The sequence below is a fragment of the Tautonia sp. JC769 genome (genome assembly GCF_040717455.1).
Lineage (GTDB): Bacteria > Planctomycetota > Planctomycetia > Isosphaerales > Isosphaeraceae > Tautonia.
In genome coordinates, this window is the sequence record NZ_JBFEFH010000004.1 from 202,554 (window position 1) to 225,892 (window position 23,339).

16 protein-coding genes are annotated in these 23,339 nt (G+C 67.5%); 9 read left to right on the forward strand and 7 right to left on the reverse strand.

The window, feature by feature from the left end:
• The first annotated feature begins 166 nt into the window (after positions 1-166).
• Positions 167-1,021, forward strand: coding sequence for a transglutaminase-like domain-containing protein (locus tag AB1L88_RS06260; RefSeq protein ID WP_367095777.1), 855 nt, complete (start codon positions 167-169; stop codon positions 1,019-1,021).
• Between the two features lie 177 nt (positions 1,022-1,198).
• Positions 1,199-3,469, forward strand: a complete 2,271-nt coding sequence (locus AB1L88_RS06265; RefSeq protein ID WP_367095778.1) for a redoxin domain-containing protein — start codon at positions 1,199-1,201, stop codon at positions 3,467-3,469.
• Between the two features lie 15 nt (positions 3,470-3,484).
• On the opposite strand, the gene AB1L88_RS06270 is transcribed toward AB1L88_RS06265, so the two are convergent.
• The 3 genes from AB1L88_RS06270 to AB1L88_RS06280 form a co-directional block, all read right to left on the reverse strand.
• Entirely contained in the window at positions 3,485-5,137 is a 1,653-nt protein-coding gene (locus AB1L88_RS06270; RefSeq protein WP_367095779.1) for a formate--tetrahydrofolate ligase, read from the reverse strand.
• Positions 5,138-5,242: 105 nt separating this feature from the next.
• Positions 5,243-6,205 carry a sulfotransferase gene (locus AB1L88_RS06275; RefSeq protein ID WP_367095780.1) on the reverse strand — a complete coding sequence of 321 codons (963 nt, stop codon included), beginning with the start codon at positions 6,203-6,205 and terminating at the stop codon, positions 5,243-5,245.
• A gap of 168 nt (positions 6,206-6,373) precedes the next feature.
• Entirely contained in the window at positions 6,374-8,431 is a 2,058-nt protein-coding gene (locus tag AB1L88_RS06280) for a S9 family peptidase (protein ID WP_367095781.1), read from the reverse strand.
• Between the two features lie 841 nt (positions 8,432-9,272).
• Here AB1L88_RS06280 and AB1L88_RS06285 point away from each other — a divergent pair.
• On the forward strand, positions 9,273-11,258 hold the full coding sequence (locus AB1L88_RS06285) for an oligopeptide:H+ symporter (RefSeq protein WP_367095782.1): 1,986 nt from the start codon (positions 9,273-9,275) through the stop codon (positions 11,256-11,258).
• Between the two features lie 140 nt (positions 11,259-11,398).
• On the opposite strand, the gene AB1L88_RS06290 is transcribed toward AB1L88_RS06285, so the two are convergent.
• From AB1L88_RS06290 to htpG, 3 genes are all read right to left on the reverse strand, one after another.
• Positions 11,399-12,493, reverse strand: coding sequence for an alpha/beta fold hydrolase (locus tag AB1L88_RS06290; protein WP_367095783.1), 1,095 nt, complete (start codon positions 12,491-12,493; stop codon positions 11,399-11,401).
• Between the two features lie 53 nt (positions 12,494-12,546).
• Positions 12,547-12,888, reverse strand: a complete 342-nt coding sequence (locus tag AB1L88_RS06295) for a DMT family protein (RefSeq protein WP_367095784.1) — start codon at positions 12,886-12,888, stop codon at positions 12,547-12,549.
• 237 nt (positions 12,889-13,125) lie between these two features.
• Positions 13,126-15,006, reverse strand: coding sequence for a molecular chaperone HtpG (gene htpG, locus AB1L88_RS06300; protein WP_367095785.1), 1,881 nt, complete (start codon positions 15,004-15,006; stop codon positions 13,126-13,128).
• 380 nt (positions 15,007-15,386) lie between these two features.
• Between htpG and AB1L88_RS06305 the strand changes: the two genes are divergently transcribed.
• From AB1L88_RS06305 to AB1L88_RS06330, 6 genes are all read left to right on the forward strand, one after another.
• Entirely contained in the window at positions 15,387-15,896 is a 510-nt protein-coding gene (locus AB1L88_RS06305; RefSeq protein WP_367095786.1) for a hypothetical protein, read from the forward strand.
• 903 nt (positions 15,897-16,799) lie between these two features.
• Positions 16,800-17,900, forward strand: a complete 1,101-nt coding sequence (locus tag AB1L88_RS06310; protein ID WP_367095787.1) for a hypothetical protein — start codon at positions 16,800-16,802, stop codon at positions 17,898-17,900.
• A 639-nt stretch (positions 17,901-18,539) separates the two neighbouring features.
• Positions 18,540-19,781: a glycosyltransferase gene (locus AB1L88_RS06315; protein ID WP_367095788.1), complete on the forward strand. Its 1,242-nt coding sequence runs from the start codon at positions 18,540-18,542 to the stop codon at positions 19,779-19,781.
• 555 nt (positions 19,782-20,336) lie between these two features.
• The gene (ispE, locus tag AB1L88_RS06320; protein ID WP_367095789.1) at positions 20,337-21,242 is read left to right on the forward strand and encodes a 4-(cytidine 5'-diphospho)-2-C-methyl-D-erythritol kinase; all 906 of its coding nucleotides are present in this window, start codon (positions 20,337-20,339) and stop codon (positions 21,240-21,242) included.
• 34 nt (positions 21,243-21,276) lie between these two features.
• Entirely contained in the window at positions 21,277-21,915 is a 639-nt protein-coding gene (locus AB1L88_RS06325) for a SpoVG family protein (RefSeq protein ID WP_367095790.1), read from the forward strand.
• Between the two features lie 260 nt (positions 21,916-22,175).
• Positions 22,176-23,015: an alpha/beta hydrolase gene (locus AB1L88_RS06330; protein WP_367095791.1), complete on the forward strand. Its 840-nt coding sequence runs from the start codon at positions 22,176-22,178 to the stop codon at positions 23,013-23,015.
• Here AB1L88_RS06330 and AB1L88_RS06335 read toward each other — a convergent pair whose 3' ends face one another.
• On the reverse strand, positions 23,016-23,282 hold the full coding sequence (locus AB1L88_RS06335; protein WP_367095792.1) for a hypothetical protein: 267 nt from the start codon (positions 23,280-23,282) through the stop codon (positions 23,016-23,018).
• Between the last annotated feature and the right edge of the window lie 57 nt (positions 23,283-23,339).

A 23,339-nucleotide genomic window follows, 5' to 3' on the forward strand; every position in this document is an offset into this window, starting at 1 on the left:
GATCCCGCATGGGTTTGGGCAAGAGCGCTTCGCATGAGGCCCGGACGATTGGTCGAGGTCGGCCGCCCGTGGTACGATCGTCGGGACCGATGCCGCCCCGCGTATTCCGAGGTCGCCCGCGGCCGGCGGGCGGCCGAGACGCCCAACCGATCAGCGAAGGCCGAGTGTGACCTATTCGTTCCCGGACAGCCCCGAATTCCTCCGACTCCTGCAGGGGGATCCCCGGGCGGATCTCACGCGGATCGCGCTCGAAATCGCCCGCGACGCCCGCCCGGGGCTGGAATTCGCCCCCTGGCTCCGGCGGCTCGACGACCTGGCGGCCCGGGCCCGGCTGCGTGTCTCGAACGAGGCCCCCACCCTGGCTGTGCTCCATCAGATCAACTGGGTCCTGTACGTCGAGGAGGGATTCTCGGGGAACGAGGAGGACTACTTCGACCCGAGCAACAGTTATCTCAACGAGGTGCTCGAGCGCCGGACCGGGATCCCGATCTCGATGGGCCTGGTCTACCGGGCCGTGGCCGAGCGGCTGGGATTGAGCCTGCACGGGGTGAACCTGCCCGCCCATTTCGTGCTCAGGGCCGACCACGCGCCCGCCGGGCCGATCTTCATCGACCCCTTCCACGGCGGCCGGCTCCTGGACCGCGACGCCTGCCGCGAGCTGATCGCGTCTCGCATCGGCAGGCCCGTCGAGCTGGCCGACGAGCAGTTCCTGCCGATGACCCCGGCCGCGATCGTGGCCCGGATGCTCAGGAACCTCCGCGCCATCCACCTGCAGGGCGGGGAGGCCGCGCCGGCCTTCCACGTCCTGAGACGCCTGGCGGCCCTCGAACCGGGCGAAGGGGAGCATCGCCGCGATCTTGGGATCGTCGCATTGGGGATCGATCGGCTGGAGGACGGGATCGAGCAGCTCTCGGCCTACCTGGAGCAGGACGGGCAGGCCGCGGACGCCGGCCGGATCCGGTCCTTGATCCTCGACGCGAGGCACCGGCAGGCCGAGGGCGGCGACCCCGAGGCGGATTGATCGCCCTGATGGGCATAATCGGCTCAAGTCCCGCCCGCCCATTGCCGATGTTCGGATGAAGGAGCACGAGGCGAACGGCCCGGCCTCGGGTCGGGATCGTTCCGCCTTGATCGCAGGAGGGCCTTCCGGGCCGCCCGGTCGTCGGGCGGGGCGGGTCGGGGGGACGGAGGAGAGTCCTTGCAGACGCGACAGGTCGGATGCATCATCGCGACCGCGCTGCTGGTGGTCGGCCTGACCGGTTGCCGGAACCTCCCCAGGGGGGGGTTCGGTCGGGGGCCGGATGTCAGGACCATTGCCGGGATCGGGCTCGGTCCCGATCGCCTGGCGATCCGGGACGGGGCCCCGTCGACGATCTCGAGCCGGGTCGACCCGCCGGGCGGCGGCGAGGAGCCGAGCAAGGTGATCGGCCAGGTGGTCGATGACCGCGGGGTCCCGGTGGCGAACGCCCGGGTGCGGCTCGCCGTCGATGGCACCCCCGGGGGCCGCGAGGTCGTCGGGACGACGAACCGGTCGGGCCAGTTCCTGCTCAAGGGCCTCCGCCCGGGAGAGCAGTACACGCTGATCGCCGAGTGGGACGACGGCCGAGAGTACCTGCTCGGCCGGTCGTCGGTGTCGAGCCCGTCGGAGGAGGTCCGGATCGAGGTGGCCTCGGTCGAGGGCTCGGGCCGCCCGGTGTTCGCCTCGAACGCCGGCGCGGAGTCGTCTCGGGCGGCCTCGTTCAACCGAGACGATCGCGAGCCGGAACGGATCTCGCTGCTCGGCGATCGGCCCGGGGATCCGCCGGCCGCTCCCAGGCCGGACGATCGAGGCTCGGGACGGGACCGAGTGGGCTGGATCCCCTTCGATTCGGTCAACCGGACGGCGCTCGAACCGACCGGACCGGAGGAGGCGAACGCCGGAGGCCCGCGACCGCTCGATGCGGGGCGGGGGATCGAACGCCCCTCGGGCATTGGGCCGGCCAAGGTGGACCCGGACATCGCCCCTTCGAGCGGGGAATCCGACCCCCTCCGGCGTCGCCTCGAGGCGATCCAGGAGGCCTCGGACCTGGATCCGAACGACTTCCCCCTGCCGATGGTGGGGGCGACCGGGCCGGGGCCGGACGAGCCGAGGCCGATCGGGCCGGGGCCGCGGGAACCCCAGACCCGGACGCCGGGCCCGGACGCGGCGCCGGAACCGAGGGCCGCGAGGCCGATGGCGGGCGGTCCGCCCCGGGCGACGAGCGACGCCGTGCCCCCGGTCCGCCGATTCGAGCCGGCGATGGACCGGGATCGCGAGCCGCTCGACCCGCCCTTGCTCATGACCGACACCCCTCCCGAGACCGAGGACCTTCGAGACGACCCGGCGGCCGAAGCCCCCGCGGCGGGCCCGTTCGGGATGCAACCGGGGTCGATGCGATTGCCCGACCCCGCGCCGAGGACGACCGCCCCCCTCGAACCGGACGACCGACCGACCGCGATCGAGCGTCCGGCTCCCGAGGAGGTGGCCGCGACCCCGGACGAATCGCCCATTGAGGCCGAGCCGTCGCTGGTCACCGACGGGCCGGAGCCCGATTTCCCCAGCCCGCTGGAGCCCGAGGCGCTTCCCCCCATCGCCGACGGCTCGGACGCAGGCAATGTTGACGGGGCCGATGCGACCGCCGGCGGCCTCGACCCGGCTGGGCCGGGGCCCGGGCCGGGTGACCTCGTCGAGGACGAGCGGGGGGATTGGCCGGCATCGGTGGAATCGGGGCCGGTGCAGCCGGGGAATCCGGAGGCGATGGCCGCCGAGGAGGTTCCGTCGTTCCGGTGGTCGGATCTGCCGCCTCCCGGCCCGCTCGACGCGGGGGGCCCGCAGGGCGATGGCGAGGGATCGACGGAGGAGGGCGAGTCGGACGCGGGCGGCCCGGGACGCTGGTCGCGAGGGCTGTTGAAGTGGGTGTCGAGGGAGCAGGACCCGGCGGACGACGGCCCGGCCATCGAACCCGCCGTCCGGTTCGACGCCGAGCGGAATCGGCTGGAGGACTTCGTCCTGCCCGACCTCAACGGCCGGCGGTTCCAGTTGTCGGAGGCGGAGTCGGACTACGTCTTGCTCTGCTTCTGGGGGACCTGGTGCGACCCCTGCGTGGCGGCGATGCCCCACCTGGCGGACCTCCAGCGCCAGTTCGGCCCCCGTCGGCTGCGGGTGGTCTCGATCGCCTCGCAGCGGAACGGCGAAGGGGGGCCGAGGTCGCTCTCGCGGCTTTCGAGGCGGCTGGGCCTGAACTACCCGATCCTGCTCGCCCCGACCGACCAGCCGTGCCCGGTGGCCGGGGCAATGGGGGTGCAGTACTTCCCGACTTTGATCCTTCTCGACCGCGACGGGAACGTCGTCCACCGCGAGACGGGGGCGACCGGAGACAAGCTGATGAGGCTCGACCGGGCGATCGCCGCCGCGATGGACGAGTCGGTCATGACGGTCACGAAACGGTGAGATCCCCCGAGACGGTCATGAGAGCCCGGTGATCGTGCCGGTCGCGTCGACGTCGATCCGCAGCGCGGCCGGCTGGCGCGGGAGCCCGGGCATCCGGACGATCTCGCCGGTCAGGGCGACGAGGAACCCGGCCCCGGCGGCGATCTCGATGTCGCGGACGGTGATCGTGAAGCCTCGGGGTCGGCCGCGGAGCTTCGGATTGTCGGAGAGCGAGTCCTGGGTCTTGGCCATGCAGATCGGCAAGGAGCCGAAGCCGAGGCGCTCGGCCTTGCGGAGCTTCGCCTGGGCCTCGGCGGTGAGGGTGATGCCGTCGGCGCCGTAGACCTTGCGGGCGATGGTCTCGATCTTCGCCTCGGGGGCCTGGTCCAGCTCGTAGAGCGGCCGATAGGGGGTGAGCGGGCGGTCGGCCGTGGCGACGACCAGCTCGGCGAGGTGGGTGGAGCCGGCGCCGCCCCGGCCGAAGACGTCGGCGGTGGCGCAGGGGATCCCGAGCCCTTCGCAGAAGGCGTGGATGACGTTCAGCTCCCCATCCGTATCCTCGCGACGCTGATTGATGGCCACGACGACCGGCTTGTCGAACTGTTTGGCGGCGTCGAGGTGGGCGGCCAGGTTCTCCAGGCCGCGCTCGACGGCCGAGGGGTCGGGGTGGGTCAGGTCGTCGAGCTTCACGCCGCCGTGCATCTTCAGGGCGCGGACGGTGGCGACGATGACGACCGCCGAGGGGTTCAGGCCGGCCGATCGGCACTTGATGTCGAAGAACTTCTCGGCCCCGAGGTCGAAGGCGAAGCCGGCCTCGGTGACGGCGTAGTCGGCGTGCGCCAGGGCCATCCGGGTGGCGAGGACCGAGTTGCAGCCGTGGGCGATGTTGGCGAACGGACCGCCGTGGACGAAGGCGGGGGACCCCTCGGCCGACTGCACGAGGTTCGGCATCAGGGCTTCGTTCAGGATCGCCACCATCGAGCCGGTCACGCCGGTCGAGGAGGCGAGAATCGGCTCTCCCTGGCGATCGTAGCCGAGGAGGATGCGGTCGAGCCGGGCCCGTAAATCGTCGTACGACTCGGCGAGGCAGAGGATGGCCATGACCTCGCTGGCGGCCGTGATGTCGAACCCCGACTCGCGCGGGACGCCCTGGCCGGGGCCGCCGAGGCCGAGGACGACCCGCCGCAAGGAGCGGTCGTTCATGTCCATCGCCCGCTTCCAGAGGACTCGGCGCGGGTCGAGTTCGGTCTGGCCGAAGTGGAGCTGATTGTCCATCGCCGCGGCCAGGAGGTTGTGGGCGGCGGTGATGGCGTGGAAGTCGCCGGTGAACTGGAGGTTGATGACGTTCGAGGGCTCGACCGTGCTGGCCCCGCCGCCGGTGGCCCCGCCTTTGCGGCCGAAGACGGGCCCCATCGAGGGCTGCCGGAGGGCGAGGCAGGCGTTTTTGCCGATCCGGCGGAGCCCCTGGGCCAGGCCGATCGAGGTGGTCGTCTTCCCCTCGCCGGCCGGGGTCGGGGTGATGGCCGAGACGAGGATCAGCTTCCCGTCGCTCCGCCGTTGCCGGGCGTCCGTCAGGGCGTCGAGCCGGACCTTGGCCTTGTCCCGGCCATACGGTTCGAGCGCGGAATCGCCGATGCCGAGATCACGGGCGACCTCGGTGATCGCCCGTCGTTGCACAGAATCTGCCATGAGTGCGCCAGGCTCCCTGGGATCGGACCGACCGACCGACCGATCGAGTCGGATCGGCCGGGGTCGTCTCTGCGAGGATGGGGGATGATGGATCTTTTGAAGGTGTTATTTCAGGTTGGCGTTGACCAGCGCATCCACGCGGCGCTGCACCATCCGCCGGACCGGCCGAGGGGCGATCCGGCGCGCGAGGTAGTCGGCCGTGAACAGGGGGAGGCCCATGAATTTCACGCGGTGCTGCACCTTGAACCAGTAATTCTGGCGGTCGAGGCGCTTCTGCTCGGCGGCGTCGACCGCGATGCGGGGCAGGCCGCTGAGGGGGTAGCCGCGGGATTCCATCACGTCACCCAGGCGAGACTCGACGAGCTGCACCTCGCGTTCGGAGAGCTTCCGCTTCCATTGATACATGAGCTTCGGGTCGGGGGCGTCGTAGGTCGAATGCTCGGGATAGCTGAGCATGCTCGCATCATAAGGGATGCCGAGGAAGGAGCAAAGCCGGGTCAGCTCCTCGGTGGGGTTGGCGGTGAGGTCCTCGAACCGGATCTCGGTGTATCGCGAGGGGTCGATCTGAGAGCGGAGGTCGTCCCATTGCTGCTCGGCCTTGATCCAGACTTTCGACGCGTTCCAGACGTTGCCGGCCCATCCCATGCCGATGACCGACCGGGCGACGTCGCGGGGGTCGCGCAGGAGGTGGATGTATCGGGCGTCGGGCCAGAGCCTCGGCAGGCGGTGGTAGTCGTAATGGATCGTCGCGCCCAGGACCTGAGGGTTGCCCGGCTTGCGGGCCAGGATCTGGGCGAGGAAGCTCCGGACGAGTTCCGGGTAGGACAGCGCGGGGTCGATGTCGAGCTTGTACTTCAGGAAGATGCGGTTGAGTTCGAGCGCCTTGCGGACCTCGCCGAGGTCGGGCCAGCCGGCGTCCTTCGCGTCGGAGACGGGCGTGACGATGAACTCGAATTCGGACCCGAAGGCGATCAGGGGATGGTGTTGCAGCATCAGGCGGAGCATGGTGCTGCCGCTGCGCTCGGAGCCGACGAGGAAGACGGGATTCTCAATGAGTGGAGATGTCATCGGGGTGTATCGGTGTCGAATCCATGGGTGGTGAATCATCTGGGGAGACTGTACGTCATGACCCGGGCGTCAACAACGTCGGCCCTGGCGAGCGGCCCGGGGGGACGGACCCGGCCGTCGGCCGCGGGGGACGATCTCCGGGCCGATCGAATCGGGCCCCCTCCCCGATCAGGAGGGATCGTCGAGGTACTTCGCCAGCCACCGGTGAATCTCGTCCCACCAGGTCACCCGGTTGGCGGGCTTGGCGATCCAGTGCCCTTCGTCGGGGAAGAAGAGGTAGCGGCTGGGGACCCCTCGGCGCTGCAACGCGGTGAACATGCCGAGCCCCTGGGCGTCGGGCACGCGGAAGTCGAGCGCGCCGTGGATGACGAGGGTGGGGGTCTGGAAGTGCTCGACGAAGTTGCTGGGGGAGTGGACCTGGTACGCCTCGGGGTTCTCCCAGGGGGGGCCGCCGAATTCCCACTCGGGGAACCAGAGTTCCTCGGTGGTGAAGTACATGCTGTGCAGGTCGAAGACGCCGGCGTGGGAGATGAGGGCCTTGAAGCGGTCGGAATGGCCGGCGATCCAGTTGACCATGTAGCCGCCGTAGGAGCCGCCGGCGGCGGCGATGCGGTCGGCGTCGAGGAAGTCGTAGGTCTCGAGGGCGTAATCGAGCCCCTTCATCAGGTCCTCGTAGACCCGGCCGCTCCAGTCGGTGCTGATCTGGTCGGTGAACTCCTGGCCGAAGCCGGTCGATCCGCGCGGGTTGACCGCGACGACGGCATAGCCGGGGGCGGCAAACAGGGCGAGGTTCCACCGGGCGTGCCAGCTGTCGTGCCACGATCCCTGGGGGCCGCCGTGGATCAGGAACAGGACGGGGACCTTCTTCCCTTCCTCCAGGCCGGGGGGCCGGACGAGCCAGCCCTGGACCTCGTCTCCGTCGGCCCCGGCGAAGGTGAATGACTCGGCTGCGGGGAGGTCGAGGGGTTCGATGAGGGCGTCGTTGTGCGTCGTGAGTGGGCGGAAGTTGTCGGGGCCGGTGGGGTCGGCCCAAAGCTCGGCCGGGCGGGCGGCGGAGGACCGGGTGAAGACGATCACGCCGTCGGCGGCGCGCTGGGCGTCGCCGTAGGAGCCGTCGCCGGTGAGGATCGCCCGGGGGGCCATCCGGGCGAGGGCGGGCACCTCGTAGACGATGCTGTCGCCGCCGTCGTCGATGATCGCCAGCAGGGCGGGGCGGTCGCGGTCCCAGGAGAAGGAGGAGACGGGGCGGTCGATCACGCTCGTCAACGGGATCGGCTGCACGGTGCCCAGTTCCTCGGCCGGGATGACGCTCAGGACCCACTGATCGGCCTCGAACCCGGCGCGCTCCTGGCTGAGGTAGGCGAACCACTTCCCGTCGGGGGAGAAGGAGGGGTGGGCGTCGGCCGCGGGGTTGGCGGCGGTCAGGTTCGTCAGCTCGCCCCCCTCGACGGGGACGGTCCAGAGGTCGGAGTTCGTGGACCAGGGGCGGTTTTCGAGCGGCTCGGCGGTGAAGGCGAGGGTCTTGCCGTCGCTTGAGAAGGCGTAGTCGGTCGAGCCGCCGAAGGGGGCGGGGGGGACGTTGACCGGAAGGTCGGGGGTCAGGTCGCGGGCCTCGCCGGTCTTGGCATCGACGACGAACAGGTGGCTGCGCTTGCCCTCGTCCCAGGACATCCAGTGGCGGACCATCAGGTGATCGTAGGTTTGGGCGGAGGTCTTCACCTCGCCCTTTTCCTTGTCCTTCTTGGCCGTTTCCTCAGGAGAGAGGCCGGGATAGACGTGGGCGACGACGGCCAGGTGGTCGCCGGTCGGGGACCAGACGGGGCCGTCGACGTCGATCGGCAGGTCGGTCAGTTGGCGGGCCTCGCCGCCGTCGAGGGGGAGGAGCCAGACCTGGCTGGATCCGCCCCGGGAGGAGACGAAGGCGATCGACGTGCCGTCGGGACTCCAGCGGGGGTGGGCGTTCGACCCCTTGGCGGTGGTGAGCTGCTTGGGTTCGCCGCCGGCCACCGGGACGAGCCAGAGGGAGCTGTTCGACCGGCCGGCCTCGCGATCGACCTCGGAGACGACGTAGACGACCCGTGTCCCGTCGGGGGAGACCTGGGGATCGGCGACACTCTTGACGGCCAGCAAGTCATCGACCGTCATCGGCCGGCCGCCGGCGGCGGCGAGCAGGCGGCCGGTGAAGGCCAGGGCGACCAGGAGCAGGAGCGGGACGAGTCGGCTCATCGGGGGTCGATCCTCAATCGGGTGCGCGGGGCGGTGCGCCGTTCGGTGCGCCGGGCGGCAATGACGGAAACGAGAACGAGGGAATCACTTGTGGCAATGGCAGGTGTTCGTTTCGGGGACCGGACGCCAGGAACGCGGGGCGTGTCGTTACGGTCCGGTGCACCCTGGGTGCGCTCGTCGGTGCGCCGCGAGGCGAGGACGGAACAGGTTGTCCGGAGGGATGTTCCGGCATTTCAGGGCATTCGTTTCGGCGAACACGGATGCGAGACACGGTGAGGCGGCCGGGGTCGGTGGCATGGTTTCGGCCTGGTGCGCCGCCGGTGCGCCAGGCCATCCGGGCGGAACGGATTAATTTTCAATGGGTTAGAGCATTTCGAGTTATTCGTTTCGAGAGATTGGGGGGCGTTGGAATGCCGATCAAGGGGAACGAATCACGGAGGGTCATCGCGAGGCGATCGACCGGCTCGAAACGCCTCGTCTGGCCGTCCATTCATCCATAAGTATCGGGAATTGAGGCCGGTACAGTCACTCGACGCCTGAGAATCGCGGGGCGTCCCGGGAACCGGGACGCGGGGCCGGGGCGAGTTTGACAGGCAGCGTACACGATTCGGGGCGTCGGCGCAAGCCCCCGGGGGTCGACGACGCCTGGCAATCGGCCGGATGATCTGGCAGGATGTCCGCGTCGATCGACCCCCGGGCCTCCCCGTCGGCGGCCGGCTCGTCCCTCTCCCTCTCCCCGAGACGGGCCCCAGGCGAGATTCCCCGGGGCGCGAGCCGGTGGCGCGTGCCCCGATGCGTCGGCGCGGTCGGGCCCGATCCGATCCCACGGAGCAAGAACGCGATGAGCAGTGCGGCAGACGCGAGCGGGGCCTCGCGCCGAGGGATCCTCGGCTACCTGGGCCACCATCCGAAGGGGTTCTGGTTCATCTTCTGGGGAGAGCTGGCCGAGCGGAGCAGCTACTACGGCATGAGGGCGATCCTCCTGCTGTACATGTCGACGCAGCTCGGCCTGGGGGACCAGATGGCCAGCTTCGCGATGAGCCAGTTCATCGCCGCGGCCTACTTCCTGCCGCTCGTCGGGGGGTACATCGCCGACAACTACTTCGGCAAGTACTGGACGATCGTCGGATTCTCGGTCCCTTATATCCTGGGCCACGTGATCCTCGGGGTCGAGAGCGTGCCGTTCCTCATCATCGCGCTGGCGTTGCTGGCGATGGGGAGCGGCGTGATCAAGCCGAACATCTCGACCCTGATGGGCCTGACCTACGACCAGAAGCGGCCGGGCGAGGAGCAGTTGCGCAGCGACGCCTTCGCCATGTATTACGCGGCCATCAACATCGGGTCGGCGGCCTCGACGTTCATGCTGCCGTTCCTGCGCGACCGATACGGCTATGCGATCGCGTTCCTCTTCCCGGCGGTCTTGATGGCCGTCGCGTTCATCTTCTTCGCGGCCGGGAAGAAGCACTACGCGGTGGAGGTGATCGACCGGACGCCCCCGAGCCCGGAGGAGAAGCAGCAGCGCCGGCAGGTGATCCGGCGCATCTTCGGCCTGTTCTTCGTCATCTGCTTCTTCTGGAGCATCTTCGACCAGCAGGCGAGCACCTGGACCTTCTTCGCCCGCGACCTGCTCGACCTGAACCTGTTCGGGGTGACGCTCGCCCCCGACGCCGTGCAGGCGTTCAACCCGGTCTTCGTGCTGGCGCTGTTGCCGATCGTGACGTTGGCCTGGCGCGGGTTCGCCGCGTGGGGTCATCCCCTGCGGGCGACGGACAAGATGCTCGTCGGCTTCGTGTTCACGGCCCTGAGCATGGCGATGATGGCGGCGCCGGCCTGGATGGCGCACCAGACGATCGACCGCCTGTCTCAGGAGGGGGCCCACTTCATCCTCTTCGACGACGAGGCGACCCCCGAGGTGGCCGAGATCGCCGGGCGGGGGGCGGGCTACTCGATCGTGCACACGGTGAGCGACGTGGAGCACCTGGAGCTGGACGACCCCGAGAAGGTGGTGTACGTGCGGCAGCTCCCGCTGTCGCCGGAGGGGATCTACGCGAGCTATCTCGCGGATGGGTACCACTTCGTGACCCTGAGCGACAACGCGCAACGCGTCGTCAGCGAGCAGCTCCGCCGCCTGTCGACCAGCCGACGCGAGGTGCCCCTGGAGGACCAGCCGGGGGTCGCCGTGAGGGTCGAGATGCGGCCGAACCTGATCAACACGGTTGTACGGGTCCGTTCCGCCGAGGAGGTGGCGGGGCTGGACTTCGGGACGGAGACGCCGAGGCTCGCCGTCGTCGGCGCCGAGGAATTGACGGCCGGCCAGTCGGGGCCGATCGTGGCGGCGTTGAAGGAGCGGTATCCGGCGATCGTCAGCCCGGCGGTCGGCGGCCCGGAGCTGGTCGAGGCGGTGACGCAGCGGTACCCCGGGGCGATCGAGCTGCCCAAGCCGTCGGTGATCTGGCAGATTTTGGCGTATGTGATCGTGACGGTGGCCGAGCTGTGCATCTCGGTCGTCGGCCTGGAGCTGGCCTTCACGGCGGCGCCGAAGACGATGAAGGGATTCATCACGGGATGCTTCCTGCTGACCGTCTTCTTCGCCAACCAGCTCAACGCGGTGATCACGCCGCAGTACCCGAAGATGCCGGCGTACGTCTTCTTCCTCCTGATGGCGGCGATGATGATCCCGGTGTCGTTGGCCTTCCTGTTCATCGCCCGGCGGTTCAATCGGTCGGTCGAGCGCCTGAAGGCGGAGGAAGAAGCGGCGGCGCACCACGACCAGGACGTCAACCCGCCCGAAGGGCCGATCGAGGGGAATGTCCGGCCGGGTGATTGACCCGGCCTTGGACATGGGGCGGCCCTGGAGATCCGGATCGAGGGGAGAGCCCCCTCCTGCGGGAAATGGTGCAGGAGGGGGCTCCGTCAGTCGATGCTCGGGGCCGAAGACACGTCCGGGAGGGGCCGAACGGGAAGCGATCAGGAGCCGTCGCCGCCGACGGCGACGGTTGCGTCGACCGCCGGCGGGGCGGCCTCGGCCTCGGCGAGGGTCGGGATCGGCAGCGACTCGGCGAGCCACCGGGAGACGAACGGCTGGCAGGCGACCGGGCCGGGATCGGGGTAGAAGATCGGGCCTCGGATCAACTCGACGTGATTGACGGGGATGACGACGTGCTCGGTGGCCCCCTCAAGCCGGGTCGAGGCGACGGCGACGGCGCCGTCTCCGGTCCCCTCGGTCAGGACGTCGAGCACGTCGGGCAGGTTGCGGAGCGCGAGGCCGGCGAGGCCGCCGAGGAACCTCGATCGCCGCTGGATCTGCCGGTAGCGCGACTCGATCGTCTGGCGAATCTCCTTGTTCAGGAAGCCGACGTCGCCGGCCAGGATGTAGTAGGGCACCCCCTCCCGGGGGCGGTTGCGCGCGAGCCGGTCGAGGAAGGGGCTGCCGGGCGCCAGGTCCTTGGCGGCGGCGCCGATGCGCTCGCCGAGGACCATCAGGGTCCGGCCCTCGGGGTCGATCGAGGAGCGGAGGGCCTCGAGCATCTGGATCATGTCCTGCGCCGGGGCCAGGGCCGACCCCGCGTTGGGCGGACCGATCAGGATCAGGGAGGCCACGTCGTCGGCATAGTGAGGACCTTCGACGTAACTCCGGGCGAGCAAGGCCCCCATCGAGTGACTGAGGATGCTCCACGGGCGAGCGTCCTGGTGCTGCTCCCGGAAGGCGCGGAGGGAGGCGACGAAGGCGGGGATCGTCCGGGAGAGCTCCTGGTTGTACGGGTAGTCGTAGAGGACGACGCCGTAGCCCTCTCGTTCGAGCAAGGGGGCCAGGTGCACGAACGACCCGGAGGTGGAGTTGATGCCGTGGATCAGGCAGACGGTGGGGCGGGTCGGGTCGTTCGGCCGGTAGGAGGGGCGGGGGTGGAGGCCGATCCGTCGGGCGCGGACCCGAGGGGCAGGGGCCTCGTTCCGGGGGGCCTCGACCCGGGCGGGTTCGTCGGGATCGGACAGAGGGGGCGCGGGGAGGTTGAGGCTGAAGGACGGCCAACTCAAGAGCAGCAGGAGAAGCGTCGGCAGCATGGGATCTCCTCGATCCGGGAGTCCGTTTTCGTGAGTGAGAGGGGGCCGATCCCTCAGCCCCTGAAGATAAAGTAGACCGCTCCCAGCAAACAGAAGCCCGCCCAGAGGTAATTCCACCGGAGCGGCTCGCCGAGGTAGAACAGGGCGAAGGGGACGAAGACGCTGAGCGTGATGACCTCCTGGAGGATCTTGAGCTGGCCGACGTTGAGGACCTGATGCCCGATCCGGTTCGCGGGGACGTGGATCAGGTACTCGAAGAAGGCGATCAGCCAGCTCACCAGCGCCACGAGCAACCAGGGCTTCTCCTTGAACCCCTTGAGATGAGCATACCAGGCGATCGTCATGAAGACGTTGCTCGCCATCAATCCGAGGACCAGCAAGAGAACCCGAGGCATCTTCCCGGAACCCTTCGTGTTTGGGGGCGTCGGCGATCGATCGAGGGCCCGCGAGGATCGGCCCCGGTTCGGCGGCCGGCGCGCTCGGGTCAATCGGCGGCCAGGGACGTTCCTTTTATCATAGGAGGGCAGTCGAATCGGGAAGCAGGATCGGGGGAGGTGCGTTGACGAGGACTCGACACACCCTACTTGAGAAAACGTCGAGGGCCGACGGTGGCCGGCCCGGGGAACCGGGCATTACTGAATGATGGACGACTTCGCGGCGGCGGCCTGCTCCATGAGATCCTGGACGCGGGAGACCATGTCTTCGGGGTCGACGAGGGTCCCCTCGATCGCCAGGGCGTTGGACCAGAGCTGCAAGGCGCAGAGAGTGATGAACGGCTCGTTGGACGGGTTGCTCGCGAGGGTGGACAGCCGGGCGACGAGCGGGGCGTTCGGATTGACTTCCAGGACACGGCCGATGGCGGGGACGTCGCGGTTGGCCTGCTGGAGGATGCGCTGCATCTGGGTGCTGAGGCCGCCCGAGGCGTTGACGAGGCAGCAGGGGCTGTCGGTCAATCGCTTCGACTCGCGGACGTCGACCACGCGGTCGCCGAGCGCCGCGCGGAACAGCTCCAGGACCCTCGGGAAGCCGGTGCCGGACGATTCGGCCGGGGGCGTCTCGATCTCGGGGCCGGGCAGGTCCAAATCGGCGGCGTCGATCGACTTCAGGTCCTTCCCCTCGAACCGGCCGAGGGTGGCCATGACGAACTCGTCGATCGGGTCGGTGAGCAGGAGGACCTCGACGCCGCGGCGGCGGAAGATTTCGAGGTTCGGGCTCTTGCGGATCGAGGCGAGGTCGGGGCCGCCGAGGTAGTAGATGGCGGTCTGATCGCCCGGGGCCCGGGAGACATAGGCACTCAGGGAGGTCAGGTCCTTGCCTTGCTCGTCCCGGGTCGAGGCGAAGCGGAGCAAGGAGGCGATCCGGTCGCGGTGCTCGAACTCGGAGACGACCCCTTCCTTGAGGACCGGGGCGAACTGGTCGTGGAAGGCGCGGAAGGTGTCGGGGTCGTCGTCGGCGAGCTTGGTGAGGCGGTCGAGGACGGCCTTGACCAGGACGCCTCGGATGCGTCGGATGACGGTGTTGTCCTGGAGCGTCTCGCGGGAGACGTTCAGGGGGAGGTCCTCGCTGTCGACGAGGCCGTAGAGGAAGCGGAAGGAGTCGGGCAGGAGGTCTCGGCAGTCGTTCTGCACCAGGACGCGGCGGGCGAGCAGGTTGATGCCGTGCTCGGTCCGGCCGAGGCCGAGGCGCTCGACGTTCGACCTGGGGCAGTAGAGCAGGGCACGGAACTGGATCGGCGAATCGACCGCGATGTGCAGGTGCCAGAGGGGAGCCTCGTCCCCCCGGTGGGCGAGGTGCTGGTAGAACTGTGCGTGCTGCTCGTCGGTGACCTGCCCCTTCGGCTCGACCCAGATGGGGCGGACGTCGTTGACGACCTCGCTACCGACGCTGATCGGGTGCGGGATGAATCGGGAGTAGGTGCGGACGATCTGCGCGATGCGATCGGGTCGGGTCAGGTCGCGGACGTCGTCCTTGAGGTGGAGGATGATCTCGGTGCCGCGGTCGGATTTGTCGACCGGACGGATCTCGAACTGGCCGGAGCCGTCGGAGCGCCACTCCCAACCCTGCTCGTCGCGGTAACTTCGGGAGCGGACGGTGACGTGCTCGGCCAGCATGAAGGCCGAGTAGAAGCCGACGCCGAACTGGCCGATGAGCGAGACGTCGGCCTTGGCCTCGCCGAGTTTGCGGACGAATTCGAGCGACCCGCTGCGGGCGATCGTGCCGAGGTTCTCGACCAGCTCGTCGCGGGTCATGCCGATGCCGTTGTCCCGGACGACCAGGTCGCGGGAGTCGGGAAAGCCTTCGAGGGTGATCCCGAGGTTCTCGGCGGCGTCGCGCTGCGCCTCGTCGGTCAACGCGACGTAGCGCATCTTGTCGAGGGCATCGGAGGCGTTCGAGATCAGCTCGCGGAGCGCGATCTCTCGGCTCTGATAGAGGGAGTGGGCCAGCAGGTGAAGGAGCTGGGTGATCTCGGCCCGGAAGGCGAACTGCTCGGGCTCTCGGGTGGCCGTCGACATGGATCGAGACACTCCTCAGCGAGAAGGGAACGGATCGGCAACTCGGCTCGCAGACTCATCCGGCACGCGCCAGGTCCTGAATCCATGTGACGCAGCCGGCGTGCCACGGGAATGGGTGTCGACGCAACTGGTTGACTGGTAGAAAGAAATGTCCAGCAGACGTGATGAAAGGCGTTCGCCTTAGCACTGCAATATCTGCCAGAATGGCAGTTTCAACCACTTCGGCGGAGCGGTGACCTGTTGAATCGGGGGCCTCGGTGCGAGGACCCTAGACCATTGAGAGGACGCCGTGCTCGGATAAGATCACACGAGGGGGTTCTGGTTTTCGAGTCGTCGGTCGGTCGCCGGGGACACCATCCAGCGAAGGAGGGGGACGAGCCATGTCGGATCAACACGGGCGGGGAGACCGGAGGCAAGGGCCGGGGTCGCCCCAGGGGGGGCGTCGGGGGATGATCGGGATCAGCCGGATCCACGACTCGGAGGATTACGAGCTGGTCCACCCGCGCTGCGTCCTGCAACGGCGGTCGGATTACGAGGAGGGCCTGACGCTCTGGAAGGAAGGGGATCCGGAAGGGGCCCGCGACGCCCTGCGCTTCGCCCTGGAAGGCTGCGGCGACAATCTGTGGGTGCATGTGGCCCTGGGGCGGATCGCGTTGGAGTGGGACGAGGATTTTTCGCTCGCCCGAGGGCATTTCGGCTACGCCTTCGAGCTGGTCGAGCGGGCCTTGCCCCGGTCGTTCTCGGGGAGGCTGCCGCGGAAGATCCCGGGGAACAAGCCGTTTTTCGAGGCGGCGGAAGGACTTGCGGCCTGTTACGAGGGGCTGGGGAAGAAGGGCGAGGCGATGCGGATCCGCACCCAGGCGGAACGGCTGGGACGCTCGCAATCGTGACTCCGTTTCCATAGTTTTAAGAAAATTCCCCGGATTGGTCCTTGACACGGAGATAGGGGAGGAGTCTACTGCGCCCACACATCAGTGGCGCGCCATTCCTTCACGTGCGCAATCGCTCAAGGTTCAGCGTCTTGACTCCTGGACGGACACCGAGCGGGAACCCATCTCCATGAACCTCTTCATTCCCCCCCCCCCCCCCGATCTTCGGGCTGTCGGCGGCGCGTGACGCGACCGTTGATCGAGGCCCTCGACGCGATCTGCCCGGTCTCGGTCTTCCTGCTGCCGATGCCGATCGCCACGGCGGCCCCGGGAGTGATCGCGGAGGCCACGGGGCCGAGGCCGGCCCTCTCGGATGATGGGGAGGAGGCGGGGGATCGATCGCGACCCGGGCGCGGAGTCGTCTTGCTCGTCAGGCCGATCGAATCCGAAGCGGCCGAATTGATCCGACAACGCGGGTCGGTGATTCCGGATCAAACCGTAATTCCTCGGGGGTCCTTCACCGCAGAACCGACTCGATCGATACCCGTGATGTCGATCGACTCGACGATCCCGGCGGTCCTCATCGTGTATTCCTCGGGGATCGATGACAGCAGGTTCTCGTTCGAGTCCTTCGCAGTTCCTTTCGCACCCGTCGCGGTGGCGCCGGCCTCGGGGACGGTCTCCCCGGTGCCTGCTCCGACGACCCTCAGCACGCCTGCTGCGCCGGGGATGCCGCAAGCGTCGGCACCCGTCGCCTTGGCGGACGACGACGGGATTCGACCGATGACACTGCCGCCGTCGTCGGCCGACGGGGATGGTCTCGACGCGATGGTTTCCGGACGGAGCGGGGGCAGTGGTGGGGGCGGGGGAAGCAGTGATGGGAGCGGGGGCAGTGGTGGGAGCGGGGGCGGGACGCCGCCCGACATGCCCCCGCAACTGGTGCTCGCATCTGGCGGGGGATGGGGTGCCGCGCCGAAGATGGAGAACGGGCAACCGGTCCCGGGAGAATTCGTGGTCCCGAACGGCGTTCCGGTCGGCTCAGTGGCGTACTTCCAGGTCGGGAACCCCAACCCAAGTTACGTGATTACCACCGTGACCTGGGACGGCGGCACGGACATCAAGGGCTACATGTCCGGGACGCCGACCTCGGCCCCCGCGAAGAAGCAGGAGGTCCTGACCGGAGTCGCAAAGAATCAAACGAGCTATACATTTGTAGTCAAGGCCGAGGCAAAAAATTACACCGTTCGCGCCGACGTGCAATATGCGAATGGCGCCAAGGGATGGGTGACGGTCGAGTTTGCTTCGGTGCGACCTACGACCACGCTTGCTGTCCCGGAGGATAAAGTCGGGTTCCAGGCAACCGGCGACACAAATACACATAATGTCGCCGGACTTGTGCAAGCAATCTTCTTTCAAGCTACAGCAACGACTCACCAGCATGGCGGAAGCTTCATTTTCATGCAGTTGGTGAAATCAGCTCGCGTCGAGAGTGCATATTTCGAAAACAACAAATTAGTCAAGGAATACATTGAAAACGACAGATCGATTCCGAATGGTGAGGATTTCGATGGCAAACTTCACGACGACTTTCTAAACAGACTTGCATATTTACACATTTATGACGGCAATATAATGTACGGTTGGCATCTGATGCCTGGACGATCCATGCCAGTCCCGGCAGCTCCGCCTGGAGGAACACCTGATCCTCCCATGATGTTCGACGACCCGAAAAGTCAAGTTCCTTTGGACTGGATAGGCAATGCTTTCACTTCAAGTTTTTCTACATACCTGATGTATAAGCCGCAATCAGGTGTATGGGTTGCTCTCAACCAAATTGATTGGTCGGTCTCTCAGGCTGCGACTAGGACCGGGCCGGGGGGCACCTGGGAAGCACTCACTCTTCCTGCCCCTACGCAAGTCTCACAGCCAAGCACACCGAACGGGATGGCCGCCTTCCCCACCTGGGTTAATTTTACATCAAATTTCATCAATGATCAACTAAACCCATGGAGGCCCTTGGACTAGGACATTACGCGATTTGCGACCCAAACTCAATTCGCGAACTGTTTTGCCAATTCACGAGGGTTCAATCATGCGTTTATTTTCTTTTCAGTGTAGCATCCGGTGCTGCATTCTTTTCGTATTCTTGGCCGGGACCCTGACTTGGACGGAGATTAGGCGACAACGGTTCGCAAAGTTGGCTGATTATCACACGGAGCGTAGTTCGCCGGTGAGGATGCTCGGCAGATCAGGTTACATGGCAGGCACAGATTCGTCTGGTCGATTGATCTTTGATTGGGAAATTGAGTGGCACCGCCGCCTCGCCTTAAAGTATCGCTGGGCATCACTTCGACCATGCTTCCCCGTGGCCCCGGACCCCGATTGGAAAGTATTTCGCAAGGAATTTCGAGCTGACGCTCTGCGTCATAATAACTCCTCGAATGCACTTCTACCCTACCGCGATCTCACTCAGACCGTGGAATCCACGCCTGGGAAACCGATTTCAATCGAAGATTCCTTATAAATTTTTTATCATAAGATATTACAATCAATTACTAAAATGACGAAAATCAAGAATTGGACGGCATCACAATATAATGTTGATGGCGGCCACATCCGTCCTCCGGAAAAAGTAAAGTCTCTCGGCTTAGCATCGAGCTTTTCTTGACCCGCCGCATCCTCTTCGCCTCGCACCACTGCTACCTCGACGACTCCAACGGCGCGGCCGTCGCGAGCCGGGAGATGATGCAGGCGTTGGGCCGGCGGGGGTTCGGCGTCGAGGTGCTGAGCGGGTCGATGCTCGACCTTGATGAGGATCACGACCCGAGGGCCTGGATGGCCGGGCGGTTCGCGGGGTGGGAGCAGGGGGATGACCGGGCGTGGCCCCTCGATGCTCGTGGGGTCCGGGCCGAGGCACCGGATTCCCTCAAGCTGGACGTCCGGGGCGTCCCGGTCACGGTGCATCTGCACGCGACGACGAGGCCGCGCAACCCCGACGAGGAGGAAGGGCGGGACTTCCTCCGGCTCTTCGAGGAGATCCGGCGTCGCTTCCGGCCCGACGTGGTCGTCGGCTACGGGGGCAGTTGGCTGGCCGGGGAGGTCTTCCGGAGGGCGAGGGCCTCGGGGATCGCGACCGTCTTCATGCTGCACAACTTCCACTACCCGAGTCCCAAGCCGTTCGCCGACATCGACCGGGTTTGCGTCCCCTCCCGGTTCGCCGCCGATCACTACGCCGAAGCCCTGGGGATCGCCTGTTTCGTGCTCCCGAATCTCGTCGATCGTGGCCGGGTCGAGGCGGGGGAGGTCGATCCCCGATTCGTGGCCTTCGTCAATCCGTCGCCGGGGAAAGGCGTCTGGCCGTTCGCTCGCATGGCCGAGGAACTCGGGAAGCGGCGGCCGGAGATCCCGCTGCTCGTCGTCGAGGGGCGGGGGACCGAGCGGACGCTCGCCTCCTGCGGCCTCGATTTGCGCGTCCACGGCAACGTCTTCCTGATGGCCCACACGGCCGATCCCCGGCGGTTCTGGGGGAAGACCCGCGTCTGCCTGATGCCGTCGCTCTGGTGGGAGAATCAGCCGCTGGTGGCCATCGAGGCCATGATCAACGGCATCCCGGTGATCGGCTCGGATCGGGGAGGGCTCCCGGAGACGCTCGGCGACGCCGGCATCGTCCTGCCGCTGCCCGATCGCCTGACGCCGAGCACGCGAACGCTGCCGACGGCCGAGGAAGTCGCGCCGTGGGTCGAGGAGGTCATCCGGCTCTGGGATGACACCGCCTTCTTCGAGGAGCACCGCCGCCGGGCCCGCCAGGAGGCAAGCCGCTGGGATGCCGAGGCGTTGGAGCCGAGGTACGAGCGGTTCTTCTCGGAGATTCGTTCCGGTGTTTCTCCGCGCCTGTCGCAGGTGTAGAAACGATTCGAGTCTCGGGCTTGTCCCTGGGTGTTCGCCGGGCCCGCGACCGAGTTTCCCCCGATCGTAGCGCAGACAGGATGGTGGAGACGTAAGGCGGGCACGTCGCGAGGGATCCGGGTTGCTCTCGGGGCAGGATTGAGACGGATCGGACCGACCCGGACGTGGCGCGGTGGTCTGGTCTCGGGGATCGGAGCGCGATGGGTCGGCGCCGACGCAATCCGCCGTTTTGAAAAGAATGCCGTCGCCGGTTGGATCGGTTTTCCGAGATTGTACTTTTTCTATATTGCGGGGTTTCCGGGATCGTTATAGAACGGCCGCCGAACGAGACGGGACCGCGAGGCGAGACGAGACGCCCGGCCCGGCGATCGGGACGAACGAAGGCCGGCGTGTTCGCGAGCTTCGCGACGCTCCCGGCTGCCGAGGTCCCTGGTCATCGGGCGGGACCGGCCGGGACCTCCTGGTCGGTCGGCGGCGCGACGTTCCCGAACCAGTTGACGATCGCGTTCGGCCCCCAACGGGATCGATCGCGACGACACCCGGGGTATTGCCTCAATGGTCATCCGTCACCTTGCCGAGGGCGTGGAAGTGCTCGCCCCGGCGAAGCTGAATCTCTTCCTTGAGGTGTTGGGCAAGCGGCCCGACGGCTTCCACGAACTCGAGACACTGATGGTCGCCATCGATCTCCACGACCGTTTGACCCTCGCCGTTGACGACTCGGGGCAGATCGCGCTGACGTGCGACGACCCGGCGTTGCCGACCGGCGCGGACAATCTGGTGGTGAAGGCGGCCGAGGTGCTTCGGGCGGCGGCCGGACCGGACGCGTCGAAGGCGCTCGGCGCCCGGATCTCCCTGGAAAAGTCCATCCCGGCCCAGGCCGGCTTGGGAGGGGGATCGAGCGACGCCGCGGCGACCCTGGTCGCCCTGGATCGCCTCTGGGACCTGCACACCCCGGCCGGCCGGCTTCGCGAGCTGGCCGGTCAGATCGGCAGCGATGTCCCGTTCTTCCTGGACGCCCCAGTGGCCGTCTGCCGCGGCCGGGGCGAGCGCGTGGAACCGCTAGACCTCAACCCGGACGTGATCGCTGGGTTCCACGCCATCCTGGTCTGCCCGCCCGTGGGGGTCCGCACCGCGGACGCCTTCGCCGGGCTGACCCCGCCGGATCGGCCCGAGCCGATCGCGCCGGTGATCGACGCCCTGCGGGGCGGCGACCCGGGGCGGTTGGGAAGGCGCCTGTTCAACCGGCTGCAACCCGTGGCCGAGCGGATTCAACCGGCGTTAGGCCGGGTCCGAGCGGCCCTGAACGACCTCGGCTCGTCCGTCCTGGACGGGCACTTGATGAGCGGCAGCGGCTCGGCCTACTTCGGCCTCGCTCGCAACCGCGAGGCGGCAGAGCTCGCCGCCAGCCGGCTCGGCGACCTCGGGATCGGGATGGTCCGGGTTGTCCGATGCGGTCCCTGAGCCAGACATTCACCCCGCGTAAAGGAGTACGGCCGTGGAAATCACCGAAGTGCGCATCAAGCTCATGGAGGACAACTCCGGCAGCAACGAGCGCCTGCAGGCCTTCTGCAGCATCACGTTCGATGACATGTTCGTCATCCGTGATCTGAAGATCATCGAGGGGGCCAAGGGCTTCTTCGTGGCGATGCCGTCGCGCAAGCTGACCGACCGCTGCCACCACTGCGGCACGAAGAACCACCTGCGCTCTCGGTTCTGCAACCAGTGCGGCGCCCGCCTGGATGAGAATCGCGCCCTTCGCGACGCCGACGGCCGCGCCAAGCTGCACGCCGACATCGCGCACCCGATCAACTCCGGCTGCCGGGAAAAGATCCAGGCCGCGGTCCTGGCCAACTACGCCGAGGAGCTGGAACGCTCGAAGATGCCCGGTTACGTCTGCCGGTACGACGACTTCGACGACGACTTCGACGCCATGCCGGCCGCCAACCCCTACGAGACCTCCGTGCCCGCCGCCCAGGCCGGCCCCCCGCTGCGTCGCGGCCCGCTCCGGAGCCACACCCAGCACGCCCGCGGTGGCCAGTCGGTTCTGCGGGGGCCGCACGTCGCCCCGCGCTCCGACGCACGGCACCAAGGGGCCCCGGTCGATCGCGAGGCCGAGTTCGGCTCGGGCCTCTGAGATGACCTCTCGGTCGTGACGACCGAGACAGGATGCTGACGCTTCGACAGCCCCCATCTCCTTCGCGAACCATCGCGGGGGGATCGGGGGTTTCTTCGTGTCCTGGGGTGATCGCTGGTCGCAGGGCCCACGAACTTCTACAATCGTCGGAGAGAACTACGATCGGAGGCCACCCTTCGGGGCGGAAACGCAAACACATGACGATCGATCGTCCCGACCCGACTAAGGCCCGACGTTCGCGAAGGATTGGTTCGCTCCTGGTGCGTCCGATCCGGATGGTCCTGCTGGTGTACCTGGGGTTGATGCTCGTGCTTTCGGGATTCCAAACCAGGCTGATCTTCCCGGGCCAGATGTCGCAAGGGTTGGCCGGGTATGCCGTTGCTCCCCGCGATGGGGTCGAGCGGATCGAGATGACGGCCGAGGGGGGAGAACCGGTGGTCGGGCTGTTCGGCGCGGCCCTTGAGGCGGACGGCTCGCCTCGGGAGGATGCCCGGCATCGGCCGACGATTTTGTTCTTCTACGGCAATGGAGACAGCCTGTCGGGGAATCTGCAACAGCTCGACTCGTTCCGCAGGCTGGGCGCGAACGTGATGATCGCCGAGTACCTGGGCTATGGGCTGAGCGGCGGGCAGGCCAGCGAACGCGGGTGCTACGCGACGGCCGACGCGGCACTGGCTCATTTGAAGAGTCGAGCGGACATTGATCCGAGTCGGATCATCGCCGCGGGGTGGTCGCTCGGGGGGGCGGTGGCGGTGGATCTGGCCAGCCGGGAGGAGGTCGCGGGCCTGGCGGTCTTCAGCTCGTTCACGAGCATGCGCGACATGGTCCGCCGGTTCTATCCGATCCCGGGCCTCGGCCTGTTCCTCAAGCATCGCTTCGAGAACCTGAAGAAGATCGAGGGCATCCGCTGCCCGACCCTGATCGGCCACGGCTCGGACGACCGGATGATCCCCGCCGGCATGTCGGACCAACTGGCCCGTGCCGCCGGCGGGCCGGTGACGAGCTTCCGCGTGCCGGGGGACCACAACGACTTCTTCTACCTCGGTTCGGATCGGATCGAGGAGGAGATGAAACGGCTCGTCGAACAGGTCGCCGAGTGATTACGCGCTGACGTCGTCATCCGTCGGGGGTTTCTCGTTGCTGGACGGCTCCGGTGCGTCCGTGCGGCGAGGGCGACGGGTGGCGTCGCGGTCGATGCCGTTGAGGTGGGCGGTGGAATAGCGGCCGAAGGAATCGCGGGCGAGGTGGGCGTCTTCGGGGGAGGATTCGAGGAGGTGCCTGGCCCGGGCGCGGACCTTCTTCTGGCCGGCGCGTTTCAGCTCGCGCTTGGTTTCCCGGAGTTGCCGCTTCTCGTCGTGCCGAGGCATGGGTCGGGCTCCGTGAGGATTGGAGAGGGGTCGAGGTGCGTCCCGAGACGTCCCGGT